This window comes from Pseudarthrobacter sp. TAF60_1, from assembly GCF_052113505.1.
Lineage (GTDB): Bacteria > Actinomycetota > Actinomycetes > Actinomycetales > Micrococcaceae > Arthrobacter.
This window is the reverse complement of the sequence record NZ_JBFRDI010000010.1, coordinates 105,072-129,922: the sequence shown is the minus strand read 5'-3', so window position 1 is coordinate 129,922 and position 24,851 is coordinate 105,072. Positions and strand designations below refer to the sequence as shown.

Here is a 24,851-nt window from a genome sequence, read left to right as displayed (position 1 = left end):
TCCTTCGTTAGTGAACCAGAGCGGGCTCATCCGCCGTGATATCGATGACGTGAAGCTGAAAAAGCTCCATCGGATCCTTGACTGGTAGAACGTGATTCATCGTCCATGAATACGATGGTGTAGAACGAAGAACCTCGTCGACAATGAAGGCAGCGGTGCCCGCAGTTCCTTTCACTTCTGGCAGCCGCGCATAGAAGAGCTGTCTGGTAGCCATGAGTGTTACTGCTTCAGCCATTTCCATGGAATCAGCGATTCCCTCAATTACAACTCCGAGTTCGTGGGACTTGATTTCTTTGATGGGCTCCATTTCGCCCATTACACCGTTTTTGCCGTATATCCGGAAGTTCAAATGATATTCATCATCCTTGAACTCTTCCCGAACCTGTCCTCGCGTAAGCTCAATGACTTTGTCGATATTGGCAATTGAATAGGGGTCGCGAATTCCCGCAACTCCGATGTACTTCTCCCCTACCAAGCCGGAGCCTTCTAGTTTTACTTTCGTATCACCCTCGATAGGAATGTACTTCTGACCGGTAATTCGCGTGGTCTTCTCATCAAACTGTTCATACTGACAACCGGTCATGTCGAGCATGCCGCCCGCGAAGTACTCGAAGTAGGGATTTGATCGTTCATACATGGCGTGCCCGGCAACACTTGCCACCGTGCATTGCTGCCAGGGTGCCATTGCTGTCACTTTGACGTCGTCCCGTGTTACCGTACCGATTACGCTTTCCTTGGCCCCATAGGGTTCAGCACAGAAGGACGCACATTCCAGCACTTTCCCAACATAATATGCGTGTTCCTCGGGAAAACCTTCGAATATTACCGGTGCAGCAAAGATGGCGCAGTCACTCGACCGGCCACCTATGATGACATCAGCACCAAGCCGAAGTGCCTCTACAAATGGATGAATTCCAGCGACGGCTACAACCCGTGTGGTCTTATCGATCTCTTCACCAGTCAAATTCGAGCGTCCGTCGAGCCCCTCAATAACGATGCCGCGGTCATGCAAGTCCCGTAGCTTTGACGTCTCAACTTCTGAATAGAAGTAGGCCAGCTTGAAGGGCGGGAGATTATGTTCCTTTGCAAGATCACGGATGATATCAACGAACATATCAACTCGGCTATTTGTACCGCAGTCGCCGGCCGATCCGATGATCATGGGAACGTTTTGGTCGCGCGACGCAAGCAGCATGAGCTCGAGATCGTGCTTCTGCCATCTATACATGCTGACGGACCTGTCGGCTCCAAGTGCCGTTGCTCCGATGTCGTCACTTCCTGAGTCGGCGCAATAATAGTCCGGTCGTGTGGCGGCAGCTATACGGAAGCTTTCCTCTTTCGTCGGGGCGAAACCGAGATGCCCATTCGGACTTACAATCCTGATTTGATCTTTCACGGGACTCCTTCAGTACCTGTTATAACCAGCAAGCCCACCATGGCAGGGCAAGGCAGGGATGTCAAGAGTCGGTGTGCGAGGAAGCGGGGGCGGGACCTCGGGAAAGGGGGCGAACGAGGGCGCTAAACCATGTCAGCCAGGCTGCGCTCCAAGGCGAACTTGTACTTATCCCCGCGATAGAACGCTTTGCGGTACTCAACGGGCGTCTCGGTCGTTGAGACGACTGAGGTAATCTGCAGAATCGGCGCGCCTTCATCTATCTTGAGGAGGGAGGAAAGACGCTCATCTGCAACCACCGCTTCCAGCGTTTGCTCAATCTTTGTTGGCCGCGAAACACCTGCCATGGCATACAGCTCCAAGGTGGAAAAGGGAATGCCTTCGCTGCTTGCTTTTTGCGCTGCTGCCACCATCTTCCGGCCAATGTCAGCCGGAAAATAGCTGTCGTAGAAGACCAGCGGGCGTCCATCGCCGCTTCCAACTAGCTGAAGACTGCATACGGGAACGGCCGCGGGAAGCCGCAACGTACCAGTGATCCACAGTTCCCCGACAGCACTACCGGCCGAGTGAATGGCTGTGGTTGCTGCCAGCCCGAGCTGTGCCAGGGATTTTTCAAAGCTTCTAACCTCCGACAGAGTCTGCTCATACTTTCCAGCAGCGACGAATGTGCCCACACCTTGCACCCGCGTGAGAAGACCCTGACTTTCTGCAAGAGAAATGGCGTGTCTCACTGTAATTCGGCTGACTTGGAAGAGATCGCAGAGCTCTCTCTCGGATGGCAGTTGCATACCCTCCTTCCAGTCGCCCGCGGTAATCTTCTCCCTGAAGAGGCGCTCGAGCTGCACGTATAAGGGCACGCCAGTACCTCGGTGCATCACCCCGACGCTACCGACTGGTTCGTTGGTCATTGCGCTCACATCGCTCCTGTAATGGTCAAACTTTAATCGCTTTAGGGGGTTACGTCCGAGGAGGCGTCAGTGATAAGCTCCCACAACTGGTCATAACCACTGCAACACGAGTGGTACTTACAGTTCATGAGTTTACAACGACTACTTGTTCAAGGGGTCACATCCGATGCTCCTGGTAGAGCACCTTAGCCAGACCTCGTCCTACCCCAAAGCTTGGACCGCAGGGACCCCGAGGGTACGGAGGGGGTCGACGTCCTCATTCTCGGAAAGCACTATCAATGGCATCTGCCTTCTGCGAATGGTGCTTGAGTGCCCAATGCGTTTTACAGCCAAAAAATTGATCACCCACAGACTAGGTCAGAAAGGATCGAAATGCTCCCATCCACGAGGCATGGCGTTGGGGTGCTAGGTCCCGATAGTCGTCCTACGGACACTCCGCTGCTCAGTGTGCGTGATTTGAAAATCAGAATTGGCGACATTGCCGCGGTATCTGGTGTCTCCTTCGATATCATTGCTGGCGAATTCTTGGGCATCGTCGGTGAATCCGGGTCGGGCAAAAGCGTCACCGCCCGATCGATTCTCGGCCTTCTCCCGAAGTACGCAGACGTGAGCGGAAGTGTTGAGCTCAGCGGCGGAGAAATACTTGGCGCCGACCGACAATCGCTCCGTAAGATCCGTGGGAGGCGCATAGGGTTCGTCTTTCAAGACGCCCTCGCGGCCCTTGATCCCGTCTACACGATCGGCGATCAACTCGTTGAGGCGCTCCAGGCCCATCTTCCGATCTCGCGCAAAGCAGCGATGGAGAAGGCGGCTAATCTGCTTGACGAAGTAGGGCTTAAGAACCCCCGCGAGCAACTCAAGCGCTATCCTCACCAGCTTTCTGGAGGTATGCGGCAAAGAGTGGTAATCGCTTCGGCACTAATTGCTGACCCCGAGCTCATCATCGCAGACGAGCCGACGACCGCACTCGATGTCACTGTGCAGAAACAGGTGCTCCAGCTCCTCCGACGCATCGCGGTAAATCGCGGTGCGGCAGTAATTCTGATAACGCACGATCTCGGAGTCGTTGCGCAAACTTGCGACCGCGTGGCTGTCTTTTATGGCGGTGTCCTCGTTGAAGAGGCCGACACGCTTAGCCTGTTCTCAAAACCCCACCATCCGTACACCGCAGCCCTGATGCGTTCGCTGCCGAAACTCGGCGACCGGGAAAGGTTCGAAGCGATTCCGGGCAACCCGGTGCAGATTCGGGGAACTCTCCAAGCCTGTCCGTTTGCTCCGCGATGCCGCTTCGCAGCGCCGCAATGCGTTGAAGCCGTGCCCTCCGAGTACAACACCGGGCATTCTAAGCACCGATGTGTCCGAGTGGGCGAAGGAAAGTTGATGGTGGAAGAACTATGACGATACTGCTCAAAGTCGACGGCCTCCACAAGACATATAGCCACGGCCTCGGACGCTTAGTTCGCCACAAGGTACCGCCCGCTGTTCACAACGTGTCGTTCAGTATCGAGGCCGGTTCGACATTCGGTCTGGTGGGAGAATCCGGATCCGGCAAGTCTTCAACAGCTCGCATTGTCACACGACTCGAGCATGCCGATTCCGGCTCCGTTCTACTCAACGGCGAGGATCTCCTGGCCGCCAGAGGGAAATCCCTGCTGCGGGTCCGCCGACAGGTGCAGATGGTTTTCCAGGACCCGTTCGCCTCGCTGGACCCGCGATGGACGGTCGAGCAACTTGTCTGCGAAGGAATGCGCATTCACGGGATAGGCACGCGCAGCGACCGAAAGGATCGAGTGATTACCCTGCTTGAGCAGGTCGGGCTTGACTCAAGTGCAGCAAATAGGTTGCCACACCAGTTCTCAGGCGGACAGCGCCAGCGGATAGGAATCGCCCGCGCACTTGCTGTCGACCCGGACCTTCTGGTTTTGGACGAGCCCGTGTCTGCGCTGGATGTCTCTATCCAGGCGCAGATCCTGAACCTTTTGACCGATCTTCAGAAACAGCGCGGACTGACGTATCTCTTCATCTCCCACGATCTAGCAATTGTCGAGCGCTTCTGTTCGGAGGTCGCCGTGATGAAAAACGGCGAAATCGTCGAGCAAGCCGCTGCCGATGAGCTCTTCCGCAATCCGCAACACGAATACACACGGACGCTCCTTGCAGCGATACCGATACCCGACCCCACGCTGCGCCGCGGTAACGATCTGGCGTTGTACTGATAACAAGGAGATCGATATGAAAAAAACGCGAAAAGCCGTTCTTACCGGCTTCGCCCTTGCCGCCGCTCTCATCTTGAGTTCCTGCTCCCAGGCAGGACAAACCGGGCCCACGAAGACGGGCTCGGCGACACTCACAGTGGCACAGGTATCCCCTGTTGTGTCTATGGATCCGGCGATGCATCGCGACCGTGTCACCCAGACTGTCGTCCGTAACGTATTCGAGGCGCTCGTCAATCAGGACGACAAGTTGGCTCCGGTGCCGGAGTTAGCGACAGCATGGAACCAGGTCAATGACACCACGTGGAGATTTACGTTGCGCGACGGAGTGAAATTCCACAATGGCGAAGAGTTTAACGCCGAAGCGGTCAAATACAGTATTGAACGCGTACTTGACCCTAAGCAAAAATCGCCTCGCGCCTCGATGCTTTCAATGATCGAAAATGTCACGGTCGAGGACAAATTGACTGTCGTAATCACCACACGCTCCCCTGCGCCCACGCTGCTCGCTAGTTTGGCTGTCAACGAAATCGTTCCCCCGGCATACGTGAAGGAAGTTGGAGATGAGAAGTTCGCGGCAGCCCCCGTCGGCACTGGTCCTTTCAAATTCAGCAACTCGGAAAACTCAGGTTCTCGTGTGGTCCTTGAGAAAAACGACGACTATTGGGGTGGCGCGCCCAGAATCAGCCGTCTGGTCTTCGATACGATCCCCGAGGTATCGTCTCGAATAGCCGCTCTCCAATCGGGTACGGTCGATATTGCCACCAATATCCCGCCCGATCTCGCCGAAACCCTTGGCGGTGCAACCAAAGCCGCGTCCATCAACGGCACGCGTATTGCATTCCTGGCAATGAATGTAACAAAGGCACCATTCAACGATGTCAAGGTTCGAAAGGCAATGAACCAGGCCATAGACAAAAAAGCAATCGTCGATGGGCTGTACTTGGGGTATGCCAATACGGTGAACCAGCCAGCATTCCCAGAAATGGTTGGCTATAGCGAGTCCTTTAAGGGATACGAGTACAACGTTGACAGCGCCTCTGCGGTGTTATCGAGGACGACGGCACCAATCACCATTGATGTCAAAGAAGAAAATCGTGTGCTCGCGGAGGCAATCGTAGGGCAGCTGCAGGCAGCCGGCGTTGATGCCAAAGTGCGTGTGCTTGAGGCGCTGGCCTTCGATGGCAGCATTCGCTCAGGAGCAAGCCAGGCATATATCAACACGTGGGGTGTTTCAGAAGGCGATGCCGACGTGATTTTTGCACGGCACTTCTGGTCTGAAGGCCGAACCGCTTCGTTCGACACGGGGTACTCCAACCCCGACGTTGACAAACTCATCATCGCTGGACGTTCCACCCTTGACGTAAACCAACGCAAGGACATATATGCACAGGCCACCAAACTCGTGATGGACGATGCACCCTGGGTGCCACTTTTCACGGCGGAAGAGATCTACGGCGTCTCGACGAAGGTCGACGGATGGAAGCCTTCTCCCATCGGTCGCATCGATGTCAAGACCGTGAACGTCAAGTAAAGGGAGTTGGGTAATGCTTCAATTCTTCCTACGTCGGCTCGGCCAGAGCGCCATCGTGGCTTTTGGTGTATCAATCATCGTATTTTTGCTCATCCATATGATTCCAGGAGACCCGGTCGACGCGATTTTCGCTTCCGAAAATGTTAGCGACGCGGAAAAAGCAACGTATCGTGCCCAGCTCGGCCTTGATCAGCCTCTGTGGGTCCAATATGCACTGTTTCTGGGCAATGCTCTCCGAGGCGACCTGGGCGAATCCTTTCGAAGGAACCTGCCAGTGGGCGACATGATCGGTGGAGCGTTTCCCGCCACTATTGAGCTTACGTTGGCTGCGCTAGTCATCGCGATTCTTATCGCCGTCCCCATCGCCATCGTCTCCGCTCTTCGTCAAGGAAGCATCTGGGACAGGACTGGCAGCGTCATAGCTCTGTTCGGAATTTCGCTGCCGAGCTTTTGGTTCGGCATCGTTCTCATCCTGTTGTTCTCCGTGACGTTTCAGATCTTCCCAGTAAGTGGTCGAATAGGTATGGACGCTGGATACCAGCCATTAACTGGTTTGGTAATTCTTGATTCTCTATTGCAAGGCAACTGGGAAGCGCTTTGGTCTGGACTCCAGCATCTGGTCCTTCCCGCAGTCACACTCGGTGCAGCGATCGCCGCGACGCTCGTGAGGGTGCTCAGGAGCAGCCTGCTCGAGGTAAAATCTCAGGACTACATCGAAGCACTTACCGCACGTGGTCTTGCCTATCCACGGGTGATCCGGCATATGATGCGGAACGCCCTGCCGGCAAGCGTGACCGTCATGGGAATGCGAATCGGCGGACTTCTCGGCGGTGCAGTTGTAATCGAAGCCGTTTTTTCATGGCCGGGGGTCGGGCTTCTTACCGTCCAAGCAATCAGCGGTCGCGACTATCCGATCGTCCAGGGTGCAGTTCTTGTGCTCGCGCTGGCATTTGTTGCCATCAATTTCCTCACTGACATTATTCACGGGTGGCTAGACCCCCGCATCAAACTCCAGAAGACGAGTGCGCGATGACAAAAATCACCAAGCTTCATAGACTCATGGGCAATTCCTGGGTGAATTCCGCGGCATTTCTCGCACTCGTCGTATTCACCGTTGTGGGCATCGCCGCACCACTGCTTTCTCCAATCGATCCCAACCTGCAGCGTCTCTCAATTCGGCTCCTTCCTCCTCTGAGCGACGGGCACCTGCTGGGCACCGACTTGCTCGGCCGTGATGTCCTGTCACGGCTAATTCACGGCACACAGGTGTCACTTGTCGTAGGCTTTGCTGCTGTCTTATTTTCAGGGATCATCGGAATCGCCGTTGGACTTGTCAGCGCCTACTTCGGTGGTTGGATCGACACTGTCCTCATGCGGATTGTCGATGCCTGGCTGGCTTTCCCGTTCTTGCTTCTTGCGATCGCAGTCGTTGCAGTCCTAGGCCCTGGACTCACGAACATTGTCATAGCGCTCGTCGTAACAGGCTGGGTCACGTACGCCCGCCTCGTTCGAGCTGAAGCCCTGTCGCTGCGGGAACGTGAGTTTGTCCTTGCTTCAAAGGGGTTAGGCGCCTCGCACATCGCGCTGATGCTCAAGCACATCCTGCCGAACATATTTCCGTCGGTACTTGTGGTGGCGACGCTCGAGCTGGGTGTCGCAATTGTTACCGAGGCATCACTTTCATTCCTCGGACTCGGTGCCAGCGCCTCCGAGCCGAGCTGGGGAGCGATGCTTGCGGACGGACGAGCATACATTGCTAACGCATGGTGGCTGGCCACCCTGCCGGGTCTTGCTATTTTCCTTGTAGTGCTGGCCGTAAACATGGTCGGAGACAGCATTCGGGATGCCCTCGACCCGCGCCGACAAACAATGATCGTTAAACACTCGCGCGGGGACAAAGCTCCCCCTCCATTGGTAGCTGCTCCCGGCGGGGGGCAGCCAGGCGCCCGTTCGATCACATGACCTACTATCGACCTGAGAGAGACGTAATGAAGCGAGACATAACGCGCAGCTTCTCCCTGATTGACGCGGGCGGAACGCCAACTGAAATCGGTGTCGCCCATGCCCGAGCGACTATGCACCTCCGGGAGGACGTGGCGGACTGGATCGAGCACGTGTCTGGCCGCCATTCGCTCCGCGATCCAGTAGTACGTCGCCACCTCACCGATGCTGAAAGGACGCTAAATAGGCGGGCTCCAGGGACCCTTGAGCAAATAGCGGCTATGGCAGAGGAATTTGATCTGGCATCTGAAGGCCTGTTGCTAGCCGTTCTCGGCAGCTACCTAGACTGCCTAAACGGCAAACCTGCCTTATCAGCTCATGATCGCGATGGGTGCAGCACTATCGCCTGGTCGGGATCTGCCACCAATCCTGTCTTGGGGAAGAATCGAGACAATAACCGCCGGTTCCTTCACATGCAAACGGTCCTGCGGGTCACTCCAAACAAAGGGAACCGGTGGCTTGCTCTCTCCACGGCCGGTGCGCCCGACGCGCATTCGTCGGGTATGAACGAGCGAGGCTTGGCGATTGCAGATACACACGTACCATCACGGGACGTTGGACCTGGCCTGCCCCGCTTCACGCTTATGGCCCACGTGCTCCAAGAATGCGGAGATGTCGCAACGGCTCTCGAACTGCTCACCGATCTCCCCCACATGGGATTCGGGAACCTTATTCTCGCCGACGCCACTGGGGCGATCGCGGTAGTGGAATCGGGGTACCAAAGCACTCAAGTGCGACGTAAAACTGATCACCACCTCGCTGCCACAAATCACTTCATTCACCAGGAATCCGTTGAATTCATGCTGCAAAGTTCCACTAGTCCCCAGAGCATCGACTCACGCCAGCGCTTGGCTAGCATGGAGTCGAAAGCGGCTGCAGCGTCCGTCCGTGGTGATGATCTCATCGAATCGACTACTCAAATTCTCATGGATCCAACAATATGGCGGGACGAGGCTGATTGGTTGACTACTTCTACGGCAATCTACAGCCCGCAGACGCTGACCATGCGTCTGCGGGTCACGCAACCGCTCCACGATGCTCCGTTCGTATTGATTCCAGTCGTTCTCCCATGACCGTAGTGAGGCCCCGGAAATAATGGTCATCCACCGACACAGCGGGCGCTGAGCCTGTCGGGGAAAAGTTGGACTTGGCCGCGGCACTCAAGCCCCTGCCGAGTACCAACCCGTTGCAAACTTGCGTGATAACGCGTGGCCGAGGCCCCCCGAGAGCTGGTGCGGATCCCGGAAATAGCGCGCCGAGGGGTGCTCGTAAAGCGTCTCCAAGCCAAAGACGTCGAGGACTTGCTCCATTTTGCGAGGCGCTGGAGGGCCTCCGCCCCGGCTGGCGTCCCGGGGCAAGTCCGGTGAAGTCCGCGGTATGCGCTGGTTCGTGAACGAGGCACGCGTCGCCTTCCAGGAACGCGACCGTGCTGCCCTCTCGGCCCCGAACCTGGCCTTCCACGGAGCCGTCAGAGAGATCAGGGCAATCCGGGGTTGTCAGCCGTGCTTGAGGCGGTGGGTGCCCGCTTGCTCGGGGATTTCGTCCCGGACGCCGTGAAAGCGCTTCGCGAGCACAAAAAGCTCCTGAACGCCATCGCCGGGGGCAACAAGAACAAGGCTTCCCGGCACGCAAGCGAACACGTCCGGCAGACCCGGGCTGTGCTCGTGCTCTGCCTTGCGCCGCCGCCAGGGAAGGCTCAGCAGAATCCACAGGAACCGAAGGAGTTTCGGCATGATTGAACAGGACATCCACAAAGGCCTCGCCGGGGTGGTGGTGGACTACACCGCCATCTCCAAGGTGAACCCGGACTCGAATTCATTGCTGTACCGGGGATACCCGGTCCAGGAACTCGCTGCCAGATGCAGTTTTGAGGAGGTCGCATTCCTGCTCTGGCACAGTGAGCTTCCAACGCCGGAGGAACTGGCCGAGTTCACGCACCGGGAGCGGGCGGGCCGCCATCTGGACCCCGCTCTGAAAACGGTCATCGACTCCCTGCCCGTAACAACACACCCGATGGACGTTTGCCGCACAGCGGCATCCGTGATGGGCGCCAGACATCCGCTTGCCGGGGGCTCCTCCCGGGAAGTTAACCTGATCAAGGCCCTTGATCTGTTCGCGGCAATGCCGGCCGTGGTGGCCTACGACCAGCGACGCCGTCACGGGCAGGACCAGGTGGCCCCCCGCAATGATCTAGATTACTCTGCCAACTTCCTGTGGATGACGTTCGGGAACGAAGCTGCTCCGGAAGTTGTGGAGGCCTTCAAAGTTTCAATGATTTTGTACGCCGAGCACTCCTTCAACGCCTCCACCTTCACCGGCCGGGTCATCGCCTCCACACTGTCCGATCTCCATTCCGCCGTAACCGGCGCCATCGGCGCCCTCAAGGGCTCGCTCCACGGCGGTGCCAACGAGGCCGTCATGCACACGTTTGACGAGATCGGCATACAACCGGAAGAATCACGTGACCAGGCTGCTGCCCGGGCGGCAGCCTGGATGGGAGATGCCTTGGCCCGGAAAAACAAAGTTATGGGCTTCGGGCACAGGGTCTACAAGAATGGCGACTCCCGCGTGCCCATCATGAAAACAGCCTTGGACAAAATAGCGGCCCACTACGGCCGTTCCGAGCTCCTGGGACTCTATGAAGGGCTCGAAATTGCCATGGACGAAGCAAAGGGTATCAAACCTAACGTGGACTACCCGGTTGGCCCCGCATACCACCTCATGGGCTTTGACACCCCCACCTTCACACCCCTCTTCGTCGCGAGCCGCATCATCGGCTGGACCGCCCACATTATGGAACAACTTGACGCCAACTCGCTCATCCGCCCGCTGGCCGCCTACAACGGCATCGAAGAACGGCACCTACGAGAGTAGGTGCCGGTCGTCTTCTTGGTACACCCCAACCTGACGTCAGGCAGCAGGGAGAAGAGCGTCAGAATAGGGTCCGGAAGGCAGTACCTGCACATGCCCAGCGAACAGTCTCAGATCCAAACCTGACAGCCGACCCGGTGATGAGCTCGCGCGGGCGGGTGCTGTGCAACAGGTTGCGCAATTGTCCAGAGACTGTCTGGACAATCAGTTCCGCTGCCCACAGCCGGGGACAATCCTGATGGGTTATCCACCGCTACTGCTGCTGAGGGAGCTACCCCAATGGCTCCCGATCCCAGCCGTGGGTAACCCGGATTGACCCCAACTGTGGACTGCTCAGTTCTCTGCGTGCCGTTAGGACGGGCGCGCCCTCACCTCACCATTCAATTCGAGTACTAAAAGCCTTGTCTTGATAGTTCTGATACTCGCGTGGTGCCTTCCTGTTGGGTAGCGCATCCGCTTGTTCATTAGACTGTTAGCCTTATTTCATGGCAAAAAAGACAATTGTGCTTCTGGAAGACGATATTGACGGCTCGGAAGCTAACGAAACTGTATCTTTCGCCCTCGACGGCAGTGAATACGAGATTGATCTCAATGAGGGTCATGCGAACGAACTGCGTGAAGCACTGGCACGCTTTACCAACGCTGGCCGCAAAGTAGCTGGCGGACGTGGCCGTTCGGCAGCCCGCACCAGGTCCTCCTCGAGCGGTGGCCCGGACGCCAAAGCGGTACGTTTGTGGGCGGCTGAGAACGGCATCCAAGTAAATACACGTGGTCGTATTCAAGGGGATGTTGTAGAGAAGTACGAAGCGGCTCACTAGAGCCAGGAAAAACAAAATCGGGGCCGGAATTCATTACTGATTCCGGCCCTGATTTTTTATTTACGGGATACTGCATCCTGAGCTGAACTTTTCATACAGGAATAGTCCGCACGTCTGGGAACCAGCCCGCTGGGGCTTTCTTTGGTTCGAGGTGTTCGGGGTCTCGGTGTTTTTGCATGTCGCATTTGTAGAACGGGCCGCGTGGGTCCAGGAGCACGCTCATGTGGTGGTCTGCGTGGTCTTTGAACCAGACACTGATGCCTGTGGCCCCGTCGAGTCTTAGGTGTTCCCAGGCCCGCCACAGGGCTTCTATTCGGGAGACTGCTTCGGGGTGGAAGTACCATTCGAGGCACCATTTTGCTGCGCGGCCGTCGACGTCGCGGACGTAGGTGGGCAGCAGCTGTTCATGCAGGAACTCTTCGGCTGAGCCGTAGACCAGTTCAGCTGGCTTCTGCTCTTCTGCCGGGATGTCTGCAGGCGTCTCAGTGTCGCTTGAGCCGAATCGGCCGATGTCGTTGGTCATCTCAAAACCACCTACCCCGTGACCCAGGGATTAGCGACCGGCGCAGCAGAAACCGGGACGGCCTCTTCCTCCGGTCGGGGGCTGTACTTTTTGATGGACGCCTGCACGGCTTCCTTGTGCGGGCCGGTGTACCAGGGCATTGTCCGGACGAGAGTGGCCGGTGCCCCGGAGGCGAGGACGACGGCGCGGCCCCGGTCCAGCTCCGCGAGGTTGGAGACGTCGAAGATGCGTTCCTTGCCTTCCTGGCGGGAGCGGCTGGAGCCGGATTTTCCGGAGGAGATGGAGACGTTGGTGTAGCTGTAGTCCCCGATCAGGTCTGAGAGCGCGCGGAGGAAGCCTTCTTCGGCGACGCCGCCGCCGTAGACCTTGACGTTCGCGGCGGACCAGATTTTCCGCATGTTGGCCTCGCCCCAGAGTTCGACGCCTTGGGACCAGGACTGCAGGATGCCCATGACGATCAGGCCCTTGGAGCCGTAGTGGCTGAACTGGTCCGGGAGGGCGGCCCAGCGGACCACGTTCGCCAGCTCATCGAGGGCGAACAGTGCAGGTTTGGGCAGGCGGCCGCCGCTGCGCTCGGCGCGTTCTTCCATGGCCTCGGCGATGGCCACGGTCAGCGCTGTAGTGAGCGGGGCGGCGGAGCCGGCACCTTCCTTGGAGAGGATGTAGATCGTCTCCTGTGAAGCGGCGAAGGCGTGCGGGTTGAACTGGCGGCGGGCGTCACTTTCCACGCTTGCGCCGCCTGTCGGGGCGACCCAGCGCAGCGTGTTCCTGCTCTTGAGGCACTGGATCATCTTCTCGGCCGTGCCGAAGATACCGTCGCGCTGCTTGTCGGCCAGCTTCAGCGTGGACTCCAGGCCTTTGTACTGCAGCTCGTAGTCATGCTCTTTCAGGATTTCGATGGGTTCCTGGCTGACCTGCTCTGTGACCCATACGTAGACCTGCGTGATGGGCAGCCCGCCGAGTGCGGCCGCGAGGAAGTACGAGGAGAGAATGTCTTCGGCCTTGGGGTCGAAGTAGGCGTCCGGCTTGGACCCCGGCACCCGGGATCCGACGGAGAAGTGTTGGGTGAGTTTGTAGGCTTTCTCTTCGTCGGTGACGTAGGAGAGCGGGTTCCACCACCAGTGGGGTTCCTCTTGGGCGATCTTCTGCGGATCGAAGACCCACACCGGGGCCGTGTCCTCGCGGACGCCACGGGTGCCGTCCACGACGTCGCGCTTGTTCGAGGTCGAGACAACAGCACCTGGCGCGTCCAGGATCGCCGGCATTACCCGGGAGGTGGACTTACCCGTCCGGGGTCCCCAGATGTCGAGGCTGAGGTCTTCCCAGGACTGAATGAACTTCTGCCCGGTGGAGACGACCTTGCCCACGACGATTCCGGGGGTGTCCGTCACGCCGAGGCGCTCGGCCGTCGCTTTTGCACCCTTCTCGGAGAATGCGGCCAGCGACTTCCCACGTCCCAGGTAGCTGGCGGCCTTGTCCACCCGGGCACGCTTACTCGCGCCCTTCCGCCAGGCCACGAGCACGACGATGGCCAGCACCAGGACCAGGCCCGCCATGAGGCACGCTGCGACCGTGGCCTGGGCAGGCCATGTCACTCGGCCCTTAATGAGCCCGGCGACCAGATCAATCGGGTGCGCAGGTGGTGCGTCGATGCCGGCCATCCAGGACCCGAGGTGCGCGGCCGCGTAGGTCCCGCCGCCGAAGACGACGATGAAGCCGATGGCCAGCCAGATGAGCAGGGCATCCCCGAGGCCCATTCCTTTGCGGTTTGGTGCACTCACGGCGTTCCTCCTTCGGTGGGCGGCGCAGGGGCTGCCGGGTCCATGAGCGTTACGGGGGGTTCGTGCCAGCGGGTGTCGGTGTCGTTCAGGCCGTCGGTCTTCTCGATGGAGGTCAGCCCGATCTGGACGGGGATGCCCGGGCGGCCGCCGACCTTGATGAGGAACTTCCCCCGGCCCGGGGGTTCGACGTCGGCCCCGCGTGAGTCCCAGGCGGGCGGGTCCTGCCAGGAGATAAGTTTCTGCTGCTCCTGCCGGGAGAGCGGTATGGCTGCGGTCAGCAGCGGCATTTCCGAGGCGGGCAGCCCGCCGCAGATGACCATGCCGGAGCGTTCGACGAAGCCGCGAGCCTTCATCCGGTCCTCTTCCGCGGGGAGGGCGAGCAGGTCGGACATGGTGTGGGAGATCATGATCTGTCCGACACCCACGGAGCGGTTCAGCCGGGTCAGGGTGTCCACCCTGTCGACCATGCCCTTACCGGAGCGCAGCGCCCGCCACAGCTCGTCCAGGACCACGAAGTAGTTCCTGCGCGGTTCCAGGCCCGCGTCGGCCAGGGCATTGGCGACGTTGACCGTGCCAAATCCGTAGGACCAGCACGCGAGCAGCACGGCGGCCTGCAGGTCCGTCTCAGTCTCGTCAATGCTGGAGACATCGAAGACCACGGCGCGGTCCCGCTTCATGGGGTTGGTGGTCTGGGCGGAGAAGATTTCTCCCAGCTTCCCTCCCCCGGTCAGGCCCAGCAGAGTTGCTTCCAACGCCCGGGTCTCCTGCAGGTAGACCGCCATGTCGCCACGGTCCAGTGCGACCTGCCGCAGCTCATCCGGTGCGGAGACAATGACGTCCAGGAGGTCCTTCAGGACCGGGATCCCGTCGAACCGGTCATCGAGGACCCGCAGCGCCCGGTCCAGGATCGTCTGTTCCTGATCGGTAGGCGGGTTGTTCCGGCTGATCGTGATCAGTGAGACGACCATGTTCAGGCGGCGGCCGTGCGCGTCAGCCCGGACCCGGGTGGCGGCCTCATGGTGGCCGTTCGCCTCGAGGAGCTGGGCGACCTCGACAGCCTGGCCGGGATCAAGAATGTTCAGGTAGCCCACGCCACGGCCGAGGGAAATGACCTGCCCGCCAAGGGCCTTCACCGCCTTGATGTGCTCGCCCTTCAGGTCGCCCAGAATGAGTGGGTGGACACCCTGAGCGGACAGGCCCAGGAACATGCGGCGCACCAGTGTGGACTTGCCCAGCCCGGGCTTGCCCAGGATGAAGGCGGAGGGGTTGGAAATGAGCCGGGCCCGCTGGAACCAGCTAATCGGGTCACAGCAGACTGTGGCCTGTGTTTCCTCGTGGCGGCCCAGCGGAACCCCGATCATGGGCGAGGACGCCCCGGAGGAAAATGGCCACAGCCCGCAGACCTGGACCGTCGTTCCCCGGTACTCCGTCACGGACGGAACGAGCTGCGCCATGCCCCCGCCGCGGCCGGCCCACCCACGGGCACCCGGGCCGGCCTCACGGGGCTGCTTCCCAACCTTGTTCCTGGGCGCACTCTTTGCTGGCTTTACTGTCTTTGCGGTCATTGATGTCAAAAACTCTTTAAGGGCCACTTAGAGCGCGTCCTTGATCTCGGAGGGGACCATGCTGTGCTTGGGCAGAACCAGCCCCAGCGGCAGGGACGCCGCGAACGCGGTGTCCTGCGCCCCGTAAGCCCGGCGCAACAGCACCCGGGCAGTACCGGAGGTCTGTTCAATGGCAGCAACAGCGTCTGCTAGCCGTTCCTTATCGGTCACGGTGGCCGTGACGACCATGCCGAAGTTCACCAGCCCGGCGCCCTGGGCTTCTTCCTGCGCGGTCTGCACGGCCGACCGCGCATCGACCAGGGCACGGGCACTGGGCCGGGTCCCGGAGGTGATGCGGACGTTGGCGTTGTTCTGGTCCCGCTCGACCACTGCCGCTGCGCGGGCGGAATCCATCGGCCGGTACAGCAGCGAAATCCGCTTACGGTCAATGTCCCCATGCGGGGCCAGTAGCCGGGACAGGACCGAGGAATTCACCGACCCGCGCGGGGCACCGGTCATCGTCCACGAGGCCGAGAAGGCGCTGTCGTGCCGGTAGTCATCCCAGCTTGCCTGCGTCGCGGTGGGACCGACCTCACCCCAGGTCAGGGACACCGGCGAGCCGGCGGCGTGGGCTTCATCAATGATCAAAGCCGCGGGTGGGTCGTAGGCGACCCGGACGACTTCGCACAGTTCCTGTGCCGACATCGGCCGGGCAATACCAGCACCGGTCGACTGCAGCCGGGCCGACAGGCCCGGAATCCGGGAAGCAAGGTCGCGGGCAACATCTTCCGGTGTGCGCTTCTTCGATCCTGTCCGGAGGGAGGCGTTGAAGGTCAGGGACACCCAAGCGCGGACCGTGGCCGAACCTTCCGGGTAACTCTGCACGACCTCACGCAGAATGGCCTGCGCGAATGCCGGCGCGTCCGGGTCGATGTTCATTTCCACTTCATTCCGCAGCCGGTAGCCGGAATCCGGGGCGGTCTCGACCGTCACGGCTGCGGCGTCCAGGCCGGCCTCATCGGCCAGGCCGGCGAGCCAGCCGCCCCAGTTCGCCACCCACGCGTCGACCTGCTCAGGGTCGACCAGGGAGGCTCCGTCAGGTTCGGTGGAGAAGATCACTGTGAAGTGGCTGGTAGTCGGGACATGCAGCAGCGCAAACGGGCGCTTGTAGGAGTCGGCGAACTCGTACAGGGTCGACTTCGCTGCAAGCCCGGGCAGCTGGTACATGCCCCACTGCGTTACGCCCAGAGGGCCGGAACGGTAGAGGTTCGTTCCGGAAGACTTCGACAGGCGAAAGGTCATCCGGGTGCCGAAGCGGTCCACCACGGACTGGCCGTGCTTGTCCTTGACCGTCAGCAACAGGGCAGAGGCCCCGGCCACTGCCAGCACACCCAGACCAACAAAGAGGCCCCAGATGGCGAAGCTGATGATGCCCAGCAGCAACCCGGCCATGACAATCCCGGTGCCAATGGCACCGAGATTGCCCAGACCGGCCGAGCGGGGTACGCGCCAGTTTCCGTAGGACGGTTCCTTGTATTCGGTATTAATTGCTGCCACTGGGGCCCTCCCCGGTTGAATCCTGCGCTGTCTTTGCGATTACCTGCGACGTCCCGGAGGCCATCTGTGCCCCGACAGCTACGGCCATCCCGGCCGGGCCTGCTGCTGCTGCCCCACCGCTTGCCCCTGCCGCTGCTCCTGCAGTGCCGGCTTTGCCTGCTGCTGCGGCGCCAGCGGCTCCACCCGGACCGGTAGCACCGGGTATGGGCTGACCTCCCCCGCCTCGAGGGCCCGACGTTCCTGCGCTGCCCTTTGGAGACGCGCCTGACTGGTTGCTCTGCGTCGTCGCTGGTGTCGGTGCGGCGTTGCCCCTGCCGCTGCCACTGCGGCCCAAGGACACGGCGCCGGTGGCCATGGCCCCGACGGCTGCCCCGGCCCCTGCTCCCCCACCGGAGGCGACAGCCCCCACCATCGGCGTCACAAACCGCATCAGCGCAGGCAGTGCGAACAGGGCAACGACCATCAACGTGAAACCCGTGATGGAACCGATCAAGGGGACCCCACTGTTGTTTTCCATCAGAAGGAATGCGATCGAGTACACGATCGCCGCAGCTGGCTTATAGAGAATGAAGGCGATGGTCCAACCAACTGCCTTCTGAAACCACTGCCTCCCCATCTCCGTGTTCGTGAAAGCGGCCGTGGTGGGCAGGATGCCGGCCAGGATCACCAACATGCCGCTGCGCACCACCATCAGCACGATCTGGACGAGGGAAGCAATCAGGCCAATCAGGCCCAGGACGATGAGGATGAACACCCCGACGCCGGCCTGGTTGGTCATGACGAGGATGCTCATCGCCTCCGCGAAGCCCTTACCGTCTGTGGAACGCTCGATGATGGCGACAGAGAAGGCGTCGGTCGCGATTACCAGAATCGAGATGACGCCCAGGCCCAGGCCCGACACCAAGGTGAGCGTAAGCAATGAACGGAGCAGATCTTTCAGCGGCGCCCCGCGCTGTTCCCAGATCATCCGCATGCCGCCGAGAATGACGGCGAGGACCGCCAGAGCCAGCGTCCAGGGCATCAATTCGCTGTTCACAATCGCGACGACAGGGCTCGGTTCCGTTCCGTCGCCGCTGGCAAGGTTCACCGTGGGCATGGACACCCAGAAGGTGGACAGTGCCGTCACCATCTGGCTCATGCCATCCAAGATGGCGTTGGCCATGTTGCCCATAGCGTCGTCGGCTAGGTCGGATACGACGTTGCCGGCGACGCACGTCATGTCCCCCAAACTGCACTCAGCCATGTCAGACGCCTGACCAGAGAATGAATCCGCTCAGATCACTGAGTTGGGCGACACCATTGAATATTTGGCCGTCATCGGAAGCCTTCATCTTCCAGTCTCCGGCTACCCATCGAAGCGAAAGAACTGAATGTGCCAGCGCACCGTTCGGGAGTTTGATAGCCAGATCGACGTCTGCCTCACTCGGGCTGTAAGACTTGATTAGGAAGCCGCTGACCTGAGCGGTCTCACCGCTTCCCGCAGTTGAAGTCCGCGTCTTGGCCGCCTTAATAGCCGCGTCACGTCCGGGGCCCGGCACCAGAAAATTTTCGGCGAGCTTGAGCTCATCCTGTGTTCCGGATGAGCCAAGGGCGATCATGTTGGCGGCGGCGTAGAGTGCGCCCGTGGGTGAGTTAGCGAAGCAGGACCGGCACCCGTCCTCGTCCGTCACGCCCGGGCCGAAAGTCTTGGGATCGGTAGGTGCCGCCATCTTCCCGACGAGTTCCCACTTGGTCTTCGGTGCTGTTCCCAGGGCTGTCTCCGACGAGGCGGGCAGTCCGCAGACACTCGCGCCAGCTGCAGCCGAAGCACTGGGACTGGCTGAGGAGGTGCTGCTGGGCTCCGCCGGGGCAGGGGCCGGCTGTGCGGTGCCTTGTCCTTTAGGGAGCAGGAAGATGACGACGGTTGCTGCGATCAGCGCGACCACCAGCGCGCCAGCAATGATGAATCCGGGTTTGGTGAACGGATTGGGTTCGGTGGTGCTCTCTGTTGACCGGCTCATGGTGAATCTCCCATTGTTGGTGCTGGTTTAGACGAAGGCGCGAACGATGCCGGAAGCACCGGTGATGATGATGCAGCCCATCAGGACCCAGCCGAGCTTGCCGATGGCCTGGGCACCTTCGCCGCGCTGGAGCTGGATCACCATGCCAATGCCGACGATGATGACGCCCAGGACACCAAGGACCAGACCGACACCGGAGGCCCAGTTCAGGACCAGAAGCAGCCCGTCAGCTTCGGGAGGGAGGGTCGGGGTGGGGTTGGGGATGACGCTGCTTGTGAGTGCGGAGAATGAGTTCATGGTGAGACCTTTCAGTGGGTGGTGGGCGTGGTGTCGGTAGCCAGAGCGGCTACGTCAGTGATGAAGCGTTGGTATTCGCGGGCTGTTGGCGGTGTGTTGTCTCCGTGCCGCCAGGCCTCTACCCAGGGCAGGGTCCAGAGCCGGGGCGCTCCCCCGCCGACGATAGCGGCGAAGTCACGCAGCGCTTTGGGAGTCTTTCCCGGTGCGTCTGCCAGGATGGCAAGGCCGAGCAGATCAACTTCCGGTGAGGCGCCGGCGGCCCACTGGGTCAGCGCACTCCTGGCGGTTGTCAGGCCGCGGATATCTGCCCGGCAAACCAGAAGCACTCTCGGCTCACTGCCGTCCTGCAGGACTGGCCAGCAGTGATCGGTGACGCGTGCCCCGTGAAGGAGGTCAGCGATTCTGCTTTCGCCGGATCCCCCGTGTGTGCCGGTGATCCACAACGCGGCCGAACCGGTCAAGGTGCGGCGTGCCAGGCGGTCTGCAGCGTCGGGTTCAACCATGCCCCTTAGCGGTGAACTAATGACGGCCGCCGGCGGCCTGTGCGTATCGGTCGCTTCTTCCGCATTGTCGGTGGCTGGGCTGGTGATCCAAGGATTCAGAGACTGTTGCAAGGTTCCTCCTTCCAGAGTCCGTTGGTGACTGTCTTAGAAGCCGTCAGCGACGGCGGCCGCTGCGGCCAGCCATGCCCGCTGGGTGGCGGGCTGGAGGGCTTCATAGCGGATGGGGCCGTTGACCAGGGCCGGATCGTAGGGAATCCGGACGACGGCCCGGACGAACGGCTCAAAGCCGTCCGCGATCCGCTGGGCTTCATCCTTGGCGCGCTTGAGGGCGTCCCCGGTCATGCTGCGCTTGGCGTCGGTGGATTCGGAGACGATCACGACGGCGTTGCGGGCGAGCTCGGCGTCGTGGCCGCCACGGGATTCCAGGGTCTGCAGCGTCAGCCGGGCGGCTTCGGCGCGGTCCTCGATGGCTGTCACGGGCACGACGAGCTGGTTGGTGTGGTCGATCATCCGCCGCCAGTTCGCTGCCCGTGCGGTGTTACCCGAATCCATGACCACCAGCCGGTAATAGCGGGTGAGGACCTGGTGGGCGATGTCGACTTCCTCAGCGGTGACTTCGTGGTCGCCTTCCTCGTTCTCATCCGAGCGCAGGACATCGAACTTGTCAGCGGTCTGGTGGTGGACGAACTTGGCGATTTCTGCCGCGTTCGTTGCCGGTGAGAGCAGTTCGGTCGAGGAATCAATCAGGTCCAGGACGCTCCGGTCATGGGACCCCTTTTCCGTCCGCCACCCCAGGGTTCCCTGGGATTCGTTGTTGTCCCAGGCCACGGTGGCGGCCCCGCTGTAGCGGGCGAGGATGGCCGAGAGCATGACTACCGTGGGGGTCTTGTTCGCCCCGCCCTTGCGGTTGACCACGGCAATAGTCCGGGGACCGGGCCAGTGCTGGCTGACCGTGCGAATATCCTCCCGCTCAGAGAGTTCTTCCTCTGAGGGGTCCATCCGGAATCCCAGGCGCGTAAGCGTCCCGCGCCAGCCCTGTGTGGCCGGTTCCAGGACCGGGGCGCTGACCAGGAACGAGGTGTCCTTCAAACTCCGCCGGGTCGCCGTTGTCTCCACAGAGACAACGGCGGTGTGCGGTTCTTCTGCGGCGGCCGCCGTCTGTGGTTCAGGGTTGGCCGGCGTTGGGGTGGTGTCGGAGGCGACCGGTGGGGGCGGCCATGGCTGGTTGTCCACCGCCACGGCAGGGGCCGGAACTGCAGTTGGCTCTGCTGGGGCGGCTACCGGTTCAGGAGCGGGAACAGGGACGGTATCAATTACGGTCGGAGCGACGGTCTCGGGCGTGGTTTCCGGGGCTTCTGCCCGGCGGCGTGCGGGGCGGGCCTCGTAGGAGACAGATTCGATCTTGTTGTCCGGGTGCACGATAAGTTCGCCGTGCCCTTCGGGATCCTCGATCTGGACCCTGACGGGGCGCTGCAGCGTCTGGGCCTCGCCCACCACGAGGGCCAGGGCGTTGTTGCGAAGATTTTGCAGGGAGTCCCCGTCAGGAACGATGCGGGAGTTACCCGCGACGACGACCTCGGCAGTCCCGTTATCGCGGACGATGGCCCTGATCTTCGGAAAGGCCATGACCTCGGTTGGTGTGGTGCTCATGAAGTTCTTCCTTACGTGTGTGAGGTGGAGAGGTGCGGCGCTTAGGACGAGGGTGGGGTGAGGCGGTTGACCTTCCACGGGGCGTCCTTGCCCGTGCGGAGCAGCTGCACGGTGTAGGTCCCGGCATTGGTGGGGACCGCTGCGATGACCCCGTAGCCGTTGGCTTCATCGAAGCTCAGCGCGGCCGGCCCGGTGACGCGGCTGGCCGGGATGTTCGCCGGGTCCACCGCCGAGTAGTCGGCAGTGGCCTGTGGGGTCAGCCAGCGGGCGAGGTCGTTGGCCCACTGCCCTTCCTCCACGGCCGGGCGGGCAAAGTCAGCCATCGCCTTCTCAGCGACGTCCACGGCCCGATCCTTGCTGGCCTGATCCCAGGAGATATCGACAGTGGCGGGGACGGTGCCACCGGGTGCCTGGGGACCGCTGTTGGCGCTCAGGGACACGGGAGCCGATAGCGTCGTGGTGGTTGATTCTGCCGGTGCCGGTGTGGTGTTCGCTGCCGGGCCGCATGCAGCGCAGAGCAGGACCATGGCGATGAGGGCCAGGGGCTTTTTCACTTCTTCTCCTCTTGGGTGGGCAGGTACAGGAAGGCTGATGGGAGGTTGTTACTGACGGTCCGGGTGTAGTAGTTGTGGTCATCCGGGGGCGGGTTGCCGTTGTAGCCCTCTTCGACGTAGGTCCCGTTGTCTTTGACTTCTTTGACCACGGCAACGTGGCCGAAGGTCGGGTCCGCTCCCCCGGCGCCGGGCGCGTACCAGACGACGGCACCGACCCGGGGTGTATTGCCGGTCGACCAGCCCTTGGCATCCCAGCCGGCCTTCCATGTCAGGGCCGAACCGAGGCCTTGCCCGTCCGGGCGGAAGGTGCCGTTGAGGACCTTGAACGGGGCGCTGGTGGAACCCATCTGCTGGTTCACCCGCCACAGGGCGAAGTCCACACACTCGCGGTAGAACATTCCAAGCGGCGATGCGGCGGCTGAGCCTGCGCCGACCTGCAACCAGGTCGGAGAGGCCTTCCATGGGTAGTCGTCACCGGCACCGGACTGCCCCGGGATGGCGCAGTCGCTGCCTTCCAGCGGGAACTTCCCGTCCGAGAGTGTCTGGACGAGTTTGACTGCCTCGGGCCAGTACTTCTCGTAGTGGTACGGGTCGGCGCTGCGCTGGACCTTGTTACCGGCGATGGTCGGCTCCAGCAGCTCCCAACCTTCAACGGCCTGCAGGGCCTTGATGAAGTTCTTGGCGCTGATGGTCGGGTCCATGCGGTCCGCGTAGGAACCCCACGCGCCGTTATCACGCTGCTGGAACAAGCCCCGCGAGTCGGGCCCGGGCCCGTCGCCGTGATCCAGGACACGCAGCCCCGACTCCCCCAGGGCAACCATGACGCTGATCATCTGACCCTTGACCGACAGATCCAGGACATTGGCTGCATTCATGATCGCCGTGGCGTTTTTCAGCTGCTCTTCGGTGTAGCCCTCGACCTTGGTGTCGGCATCGATGACAACAGAGACGGCGGAGCCGCAAGCGGCCACGGCAGGCTTCGCCGGAGCAAGCAACAAAAGTACGGAAAAAACTAAGCCAAATACGAGGCCAGGGACCACGATCAGGGCCATCAGGCACAACGATTTGCGCTGCATCGGGTCACCTACCTTCCGAACATAACGGCAGAGTTGTTTGGTGAACTACGGCAGTTCACCTCGAGGCGCTTGGGAACCTATGCAGCAAATCTAACACGTTAGAGTGCATATGCACTGTAACTATAGAAATATAATGGATTAGCAGTACTTTGCGACTTGCGCAAGTCATACCCCGTAGGGCGGAGACCAACCCGGGGAGGGTGTTACGGACCGAGTTAGAATGGGTGCAAGTTATCAACCGACGCTAGGGAGCTATGTCCAACCAACATCTGGCCCCGTCGGAGCTTCGTTACCTACTCCTGGCTGTTTCTAAGGAGTGGGAGCGAGCAATTCTTGAGCATGCACATACGCGTGAGCTAACGAGTGCTCAGGTCGAGATCCTGTTGGTGCTGAATGAATCCGGTCCTCATTCCATGCAGGATCTGGGGCAGATGCTGCTCCTCAATCGAGATCCGTTTCGGTCCGTAGATTCCCTCGTAGTCAAAGGGCTTGTGGAGCGTGGATCGGGTGAGGACAAACGGAAAGTCCTATGGTCGCTTACTCCTGAAGGCACCGCAGCTGCATCCGCCATAGTTGCGACGGATTTTACTCTTCTAAAATCCTTCCTTTCTGACCTACCGATTGAAAGCACCAACACACTGGTGCGTCTGCTGCGCGAGCTCCAGGGCAACGTAGCGCCATCAGATGTACTGCAAGAACGCTTCGGGGCACAGCAAACTCCTATTGCTGACCTCTTATCAGCGCAGTCGCCGGCCGAGATGCAGAAGAACCGTTCGGCGGCGGTGGCCGCGCGCCTGCATCAAATAATTGCCATGAAAGAGGCAGGCGACGCCCGAGAGGCCTACAAAAAGTACGGTCCCCTTCTTGCTCAGCGCGATATCGTACTGACATACAGGGCTTGGTCCACTCTCTTGGACCAAGGAGGGCCCGCCAGCGACCATGTCCTGGCCCATATATCGGAAGTCATCACGGGCAACGCAGCCTACCTTCTGACGGACGACGAAAGAGTCCTCCGGGAAGTTGATAACCGCATGCGGGCTGAGCACGCGCTGTTGCTCGCGGGGGTTACCGGCTTCGGCGGCCGAGGAATCTTGGACGCCGAGGCACTTCAAGCGCTTGCGGAGCTAGTCCAGAAAAGACTGGACGCTTCCGAAAAGGACTGAGCGGTGGCTCTTAAGTACGACCGACTCCCTGTCGCGCTCTCGCGCAAATCTCGGGCCGTAACAGCAACTGCGCTCTCAGCGATTCACTTGGCCCCCGGCATGACCGCTTGCGAAGTGGTAGGAGCTGTTTCAGCGGCAATAGCGAAGCCCATATTTCTCGAATCAACGGTAGACGCCAGGTTCAAAACAACTACAGGCAGCTTCGCCATGACGCCAGAATTTGTCGTAATTGTCTTCCGCGGCATAGATCCACACGCCTACCAGATGCACAGCCTGTTTCATGAACTTGGCCACCTTCTCTGCGGACATCAGCTGTGCGAACGGCCAACCACACCGCTTGAAACCAGCACAGTTGACCAACTGCTGTGGAACGATGCAGAGCGGGAAGCAGAGTTTCTCGCCTACAAGATCACTACTCTCATTAGCCGTAAAACTCGCAACAGTCAGGCTTTTGGATAATGCAGG

24 protein-coding genes are annotated in these 24,851 nt (G+C 60.5%); 10 read left to right on the top strand and 14 right to left on the bottom strand.

Annotated elements, in window-relative coordinates; translation table 11 throughout:
• Window positions 1-7: 7 nt before the first annotated feature.
• Both AB4Y73_RS13155 and AB4Y73_RS13150 read right to left on the bottom strand, forming a co-directional pair.
• Complete coding sequence (locus tag AB4Y73_RS13155) at window positions 8-1,396, bottom strand: acyclic terpene utilization AtuA family protein (RefSeq protein WP_441872234.1); 1,389 nt, start codon at window positions 1,394-1,396, stop codon at window positions 8-10.
• Window positions 1,397-1,518: 122 nt separating this feature from the next.
• Window positions 1,519-2,301: a GntR family transcriptional regulator gene (locus AB4Y73_RS13150; protein WP_441872232.1), complete on the bottom strand. Its 783-nt coding sequence runs from the start codon at window positions 2,299-2,301 to the stop codon at window positions 1,519-1,521.
• Between the two features lie 456 nt (window positions 2,302-2,757).
• Here AB4Y73_RS13150 and AB4Y73_RS13145 point away from each other — a divergent pair, with 456 nt between their 5' ends.
• Genes AB4Y73_RS13145 through AB4Y73_RS13120 form a run of 6 tightly spaced genes read left to right on the top strand, consistent with a single transcriptional unit; the run spans window position 2,758 to window position 9,122 of the window.
• A complete protein-coding gene (locus tag AB4Y73_RS13145) occupies window positions 2,758-3,699 on the top strand; it encodes an ABC transporter ATP-binding protein (RefSeq protein ID WP_441872230.1) in 942 nt (313 codons plus the stop codon).
• A complete protein-coding gene (locus AB4Y73_RS13140) occupies window positions 3,696-4,517 on the top strand; it encodes an ATP-binding cassette domain-containing protein (RefSeq protein ID WP_441872228.1) in 822 nt (273 codons plus the stop codon). The genes AB4Y73_RS13145 and AB4Y73_RS13140 overlap by 4 nt, the downstream gene beginning before the upstream one ends.
• A 16-nt stretch (window positions 4,518-4,533) precedes the next feature.
• Window positions 4,534-6,048 carry an ABC transporter substrate-binding protein gene (locus AB4Y73_RS13135; protein ID WP_441872226.1) on the top strand — a complete coding sequence of 505 codons (1,515 nt, stop codon included), beginning with the start codon at window positions 4,534-4,536 and terminating at the stop codon, window positions 6,046-6,048.
• Window positions 6,049-6,061: 13 nt separating this feature from the next.
• Window positions 6,062-7,081, top strand: a complete 1,020-nt coding sequence (locus AB4Y73_RS13130; RefSeq protein ID WP_441872224.1) for an ABC transporter permease — start codon at window positions 6,062-6,064, stop codon at window positions 7,079-7,081.
• Window positions 7,078-8,010, top strand: coding sequence for an ABC transporter permease (locus AB4Y73_RS13125; RefSeq protein WP_441872222.1), 933 nt, complete (start codon window positions 7,078-7,080; stop codon window positions 8,008-8,010). Before AB4Y73_RS13130 ends, AB4Y73_RS13125 begins: the two co-directional genes overlap by 4 nt.
• Window positions 8,007-9,122, top strand: a complete 1,116-nt coding sequence (locus AB4Y73_RS13120) for a C45 family autoproteolytic acyltransferase/hydolase (protein ID WP_441872220.1) — start codon at window positions 8,007-8,009, stop codon at window positions 9,120-9,122. Before AB4Y73_RS13125 ends, AB4Y73_RS13120 begins: the two co-directional genes overlap by 4 nt.
• Before the next feature lie 423 nt (window positions 9,123-9,545).
• Here AB4Y73_RS13120 and AB4Y73_RS13115 read toward each other — a convergent pair whose 3' ends face one another.
• A complete protein-coding gene (locus tag AB4Y73_RS13115) occupies window positions 9,546-9,782 on the bottom strand; it encodes a hypothetical protein (RefSeq protein WP_441872218.1) in 237 nt (78 codons plus the stop codon).
• On the opposite strand from AB4Y73_RS13115, the gene AB4Y73_RS13110 reads away from it, so the two are divergent.
• Together AB4Y73_RS13110 and AB4Y73_RS13105 are read left to right on the top strand one after the other, a co-directional pair.
• Window positions 9,781-10,923, top strand: coding sequence for a bifunctional 2-methylcitrate synthase/citrate synthase (locus AB4Y73_RS13110; protein WP_441872216.1), 1,143 nt, complete (start codon window positions 9,781-9,783; stop codon window positions 10,921-10,923). The genes AB4Y73_RS13115 and AB4Y73_RS13110 overlap by 2 nt on opposite strands.
• A gap of 482 nt (window positions 10,924-11,405) precedes the next feature.
• Complete coding sequence (locus tag AB4Y73_RS13105; RefSeq protein WP_441872214.1) at window positions 11,406-11,738, top strand: histone-like nucleoid-structuring protein Lsr2; 333 nt, start codon at window positions 11,406-11,408, stop codon at window positions 11,736-11,738.
• A gap of 91 nt (window positions 11,739-11,829) precedes the next feature.
• On the opposite strand, the gene AB4Y73_RS13100 is transcribed toward AB4Y73_RS13105, so the two are convergent.
• Genes AB4Y73_RS13100 through AB4Y73_RS13050 form a run of 11 tightly spaced genes read right to left on the bottom strand, consistent with a single transcriptional unit; the run spans window position 11,830 to window position 23,223 of the window.
• A complete protein-coding gene (locus tag AB4Y73_RS13100; protein WP_441872212.1) occupies window positions 11,830-12,261 on the bottom strand; it encodes a DUF4913 domain-containing protein in 432 nt (143 codons plus the stop codon).
• A gap of 11 nt (window positions 12,262-12,272) precedes the next feature.
• Complete coding sequence (locus tag AB4Y73_RS13095; RefSeq protein WP_441872210.1) at window positions 12,273-14,042, bottom strand: type IV secretory system conjugative DNA transfer family protein; 1,770 nt, start codon at window positions 14,040-14,042, stop codon at window positions 12,273-12,275.
• The gene (locus tag AB4Y73_RS13090) at window positions 14,039-15,607 is read right to left on the bottom strand and encodes a helicase HerA domain-containing protein (RefSeq protein WP_441872208.1); all 1,569 of its coding nucleotides are present in this window, start codon (window positions 15,605-15,607) and stop codon (window positions 14,039-14,041) included. The genes AB4Y73_RS13095 and AB4Y73_RS13090 overlap by 4 nt, the downstream gene beginning before the upstream one ends.
• Window positions 15,608-15,634: 27 nt before the next feature.
• Window positions 15,635-17,143 carry an SCO6880 family protein gene (locus AB4Y73_RS13085; RefSeq protein WP_441872206.1) on the bottom strand — a complete coding sequence of 503 codons (1,509 nt, stop codon included), beginning with the start codon at window positions 17,141-17,143 and terminating at the stop codon, window positions 15,635-15,637.
• Window positions 17,130-18,386 carry a hypothetical protein gene (locus AB4Y73_RS13080; protein ID WP_441872204.1) on the bottom strand — a complete coding sequence of 419 codons (1,257 nt, stop codon included), beginning with the start codon at window positions 18,384-18,386 and terminating at the stop codon, window positions 17,130-17,132. Before AB4Y73_RS13080 ends, AB4Y73_RS13085 begins: the two co-directional genes overlap by 14 nt.
• Window position 18,387: 1 nt before the next feature.
• Entirely contained in the window at window positions 18,388-19,143 is a 756-nt protein-coding gene (locus tag AB4Y73_RS13075; RefSeq protein ID WP_441872203.1) for a hypothetical protein, read from the bottom strand.
• A 27-nt stretch (window positions 19,144-19,170) separates the two neighbouring features.
• A complete protein-coding gene (locus AB4Y73_RS13070; protein WP_441872202.1) occupies window positions 19,171-19,440 on the bottom strand; it encodes a hypothetical protein in 270 nt (89 codons plus the stop codon).
• Window positions 19,441-19,451: 11 nt separating this feature from the next.
• Window positions 19,452-20,054, bottom strand: coding sequence for a DUF6668 family protein (locus AB4Y73_RS13065; protein ID WP_441872201.1), 603 nt, complete (start codon window positions 20,052-20,054; stop codon window positions 19,452-19,454).
• 33 nt (window positions 20,055-20,087) lie between these two features.
• Complete coding sequence (locus AB4Y73_RS13060; RefSeq protein WP_441872200.1) at window positions 20,088-21,593, bottom strand: chromosome partitioning protein ParA; 1,506 nt, start codon at window positions 21,591-21,593, stop codon at window positions 20,088-20,090.
• Window positions 21,594-21,634: 41 nt separating this feature from the next.
• The gene (locus AB4Y73_RS13055) at window positions 21,635-22,147 is read right to left on the bottom strand and encodes a hypothetical protein (RefSeq protein ID WP_441872199.1); all 513 of its coding nucleotides are present in this window, start codon (window positions 22,145-22,147) and stop codon (window positions 21,635-21,637) included.
• The gene (locus tag AB4Y73_RS13050) at window positions 22,144-23,223 is read right to left on the bottom strand and encodes a CHAP domain-containing protein (protein ID WP_441872198.1); all 1,080 of its coding nucleotides are present in this window, start codon (window positions 23,221-23,223) and stop codon (window positions 22,144-22,146) included. The genes AB4Y73_RS13055 and AB4Y73_RS13050 overlap by 4 nt, the downstream gene beginning before the upstream one ends.
• Window positions 23,224-23,477: 254 nt before the next feature.
• Between AB4Y73_RS13050 and AB4Y73_RS13045 the strand changes: the two genes are divergently transcribed.
• Window positions 23,478-24,386, top strand: a complete 909-nt coding sequence (locus AB4Y73_RS13045; RefSeq protein WP_441872196.1) for a MarR family winged helix-turn-helix transcriptional regulator — start codon at window positions 23,478-23,480, stop codon at window positions 24,384-24,386.
• 3 nt (window positions 24,387-24,389) lie between these two features.
• Window positions 24,390-24,845: a hypothetical protein gene (locus tag AB4Y73_RS13040; protein WP_441872195.1), complete on the top strand. Its 456-nt coding sequence runs from the start codon at window positions 24,390-24,392 to the stop codon at window positions 24,843-24,845.
• The last annotated feature ends 6 nt before the right edge of the window (window positions 24,846-24,851 follow it).